This window comes from Microcystis sp. M49636_WE2 (assembly GCF_030065375.1).
GTDB classification, from domain to species: Bacteria; Cyanobacteriota; Cyanobacteriia; order Cyanobacteriales; family Microcystaceae; genus Microcystis; species Microcystis aeruginosa_C.
The window spans coordinates 1-2,655 of record NZ_JASJFG010000027.1; the positions used below are offsets into that span (position 1 = coordinate 1).

4 protein-coding genes and 1 pseudogene are annotated in these 2,655 nt (G+C 43.1%); 3 read left to right on the forward strand and 2 right to left on the reverse strand.

The genetic code is table 11. The annotated features are described in order from the left end of the window. Window positions 1-205 precede the first annotated feature (205 nt). Together PX484_RS00515 and PX484_RS00520 are read right to left on the reverse strand one after the other, a co-directional pair. Complete coding sequence (locus PX484_RS00515) at window positions 206-574, reverse strand: hypothetical protein (protein WP_288102648.1); 369 nt, start codon at window positions 572-574, stop codon at window positions 206-208. Then, window positions 567-785: a hypothetical protein gene (locus PX484_RS00520; protein ID WP_002747030.1), complete on the reverse strand. Its 219-nt coding sequence runs from the start codon at window positions 783-785 to the stop codon at window positions 567-569. The genes PX484_RS00515 and PX484_RS00520 overlap by 8 nt, the downstream gene beginning before the upstream one ends. 206 nt (window positions 786-991) lie before the next feature. Here PX484_RS00520 and PX484_RS00525 point away from each other — a divergent pair, with 206 nt between their 5' ends. The 3 genes and pseudogenes from PX484_RS00525 to PX484_RS00535 all read left to right on the forward strand — a co-directional run. Beyond that, complete coding sequence (locus PX484_RS00525; RefSeq protein ID WP_002801317.1) at window positions 992-1,468, forward strand: YbjN domain-containing protein; 477 nt, start codon at window positions 992-994, stop codon at window positions 1,466-1,468. Continuing rightward, window positions 1,431-2,192: a lipoate--protein ligase family protein gene (locus tag PX484_RS00530; RefSeq protein ID WP_288102649.1), complete on the forward strand. Its 762-nt coding sequence runs from the start codon at window positions 1,431-1,433 to the stop codon at window positions 2,190-2,192. Before PX484_RS00525 ends, PX484_RS00530 begins: the two co-directional genes overlap by 38 nt. 325 nt (window positions 2,193-2,517) lie before the next feature. After that, window positions 2,518-2,655 (forward strand): annotated as a pseudogene (locus tag PX484_RS00535) (photosystem II D2 protein (photosystem q(a) protein)); the annotation flags it as partial.

Genomic DNA, 2,655 nt, shown 5'->3' on the forward strand with positions numbered 1-2,655 from the left:
GGACGATTTGCTTGAATACAGTGGAATGTACGATTAGGGAGGGAAGTTATCGTTTTTCTAAGATAACTCGACCGACCCAACTGCAACAAAAAGCGTTAGATTTATTGGGAGTTTCCCTGATTTGTACCCAGTAACGGGGCGCTGTAAATTTTCTTAATCCCTTCTACAGCACAGGTTATGGCCTTTTGTCAACGGGGAAGTCCAGTTATACAACCGTTCTGGGGCGAACTGCAAATTCAGACTGCGAACGGGAAAAACAAACATCAAACTCAAAAAGGAAATTAGCCTGCCCCAAAATTAAAGGTGTACTAGGAGCTTGAGTCCAGGCAAATGCTAGATTATGGGCTAAGTTTCCAGCCAAGATAACCGAAAGATTTTCATTCTCCCAGATAAAGCCTAGTTGTAGGCCTAACTCGTAGGGTAGAACGTTGACACTTGCTCCCGTATCAATCAAACCTTCGGTGTTTAAGGAGCGCCCATTCAGACCCAGTGTTATAGGCACATATGGCATTCGGTCAACCATGCTGGAACTGGTGTCAATAATTTTGTAGGGAAATTTTTGACCATCAAGCATTCTGTTCTTTTTGTTTTGTAGCCAGAAGGTTCATTAAGGTGTTGGCCGCTTCAGAACAGCCATAGGGAGACCAGATTGGGTACTCTTGACCTTCTACAAAAAAGTCTCCGTTCTCTTCTTTGACAAGCTCAGTGGCCAAGAATTGCATTAGTCGCAGCTTGTCAATTTTTGAAAGTTCCTGGATTTGAGATTTGAGTTCAGCCAAGGACATTTTGAGAGCCTCTTTTCTGAAATTTGGTGGCAAGGTAATGATACTGGCTTCTGGTTCAGGTACAGACCAGCAATCAATATTCTACCATCCAGACTGCTGAAAAATATCGTCAGTGCTGGGTTGTAACCAGTATTTTCCCCGATTTTTTTGACTTTTTACTTTTCTCTTGGGATAAGATTGTGATCGATCGAGTTTAGGGAATTTTTATGACCACAGAAAGTTTAGCGACTTCAGAAGCAATAGAGTCAATGACCGATGAATTTCTGGCTAGTACGAGCAGTCATCAAGAAATGATTGAAACGGTTATTTCTACTTTGCAGCAGAATGACACTGCTATGGTACAACATACAGAAAAAGGTTATCTGTGGAAGTTTCAGTATGGTAGCGTTGAGGTATTTGTGCAGTTAACTGGGGAAAGCGATGATGATTTTCTCACGGTGTGGTCTTCTGTGCTGAAATTGCCTGTTAAGGATGAATTGGGATTAACCCGCAAGTTATTAGCGATGAATTGTGCCGAAACCTTTGAATCTCATTTTGCCATTATGAATGATCAGGTGGTGGTGATTTCTCAGCGTACTGTGGCCGATTTGTCTCCTGGGGAGATTTCGCGAGCAATTACTCTCGTGGCGACGGTAGCAGATAATAATGATGAAATGTTACGAGAATCCTTTGGTGGCAGCTAAAATTTGGCGTTATATCCCTCCAATTATCTCATCGGCAGAGCTACAAATGGCGATCGATTCTTGGTTACTAGAGCAACACCGTTGTGGTCATCATCCCCCGACTTTGCGTTTTTATCAATGGTCGCCCCCGGCCATTTCCTTGGGCTATCATCAACGGCAATATCCCGATTTTTGGCGTAATTTGACTTGGCAAGGTCAAAAAATCTCCCTAGTTCGTCGTCCTACTGGTGGCCGGGCCGTACTACATCAGGGGGATTTGACTTATATGGTGGTAAATTCGGGGATGAAGGGGAATGTTAGGGAAGTTTACCTTCAAATCTGTCAATTTTTAATCACAGGCTGGCAAAATCTCGGTCTGGAATTGTCCTACGGTGTTGCAGGCCGGGGATATATTAATTCTGCTAACTGTTTCGGTACGGCTACCGGTGCGGATCTAGTCGATAATTGGGGGAACAAATTTATTGGGAGCGCCCAACTGCAACGGGGTTCCTCGGTTCTCCAACATGGTTCCATGGTGCTAGAGCAAGATAATTCGCTCTTTGAACAAGTTTTCGCCAGTGCTACCCCTCAAAAGCTGAATTTAGCCCCAGATTTGACCCTAGAGACAATTATCGCTACCCTGAAAACCGCCGCCGAGGATTGCTTTGATTGTCAATTGCTAGAACAACCCCTCGAGGATTGGGAGTGGCGATCAATTAAAAAAATGAATATAAATACTCATTGACAAAACAACTTTTGTGTGTATATAAAATCAATTATGAGTCAAGTTGTATAGATTTGTAATTTTTTGCTAATAATGAGTAAAGGTAGATAGAGGCCGCAAGGAACCAAAATCTTACCAAACTCGAAATTATTGTCTAGCTTGTGCTAGTTTAAGAAACGTTAATCTTTTACAGTTTGTGAGGATTAACAGGCGATCGCATCTAGTTTAGTCAAGCTAATCCAGTCAATTGATCGCCCCATCTTATAAGACAATGGGAGTAATCCCAGACTCAAAAAAGTTAAGAAATCTTGCCCGTGATTTCAGTTAAGCAAGAGGAAAAATACCCATGACCATTGCTGTCGGACGCGCCCCAGAAAGAGGGCTGTTTGATGCTCTCGATGACTGGCTCAAAAGAGACCGTTTCGTCTTCATCGGTTGGTCTGGTTTACTACTCTTCCCCTGCGCCTTCATGGCCCTAGGTGGA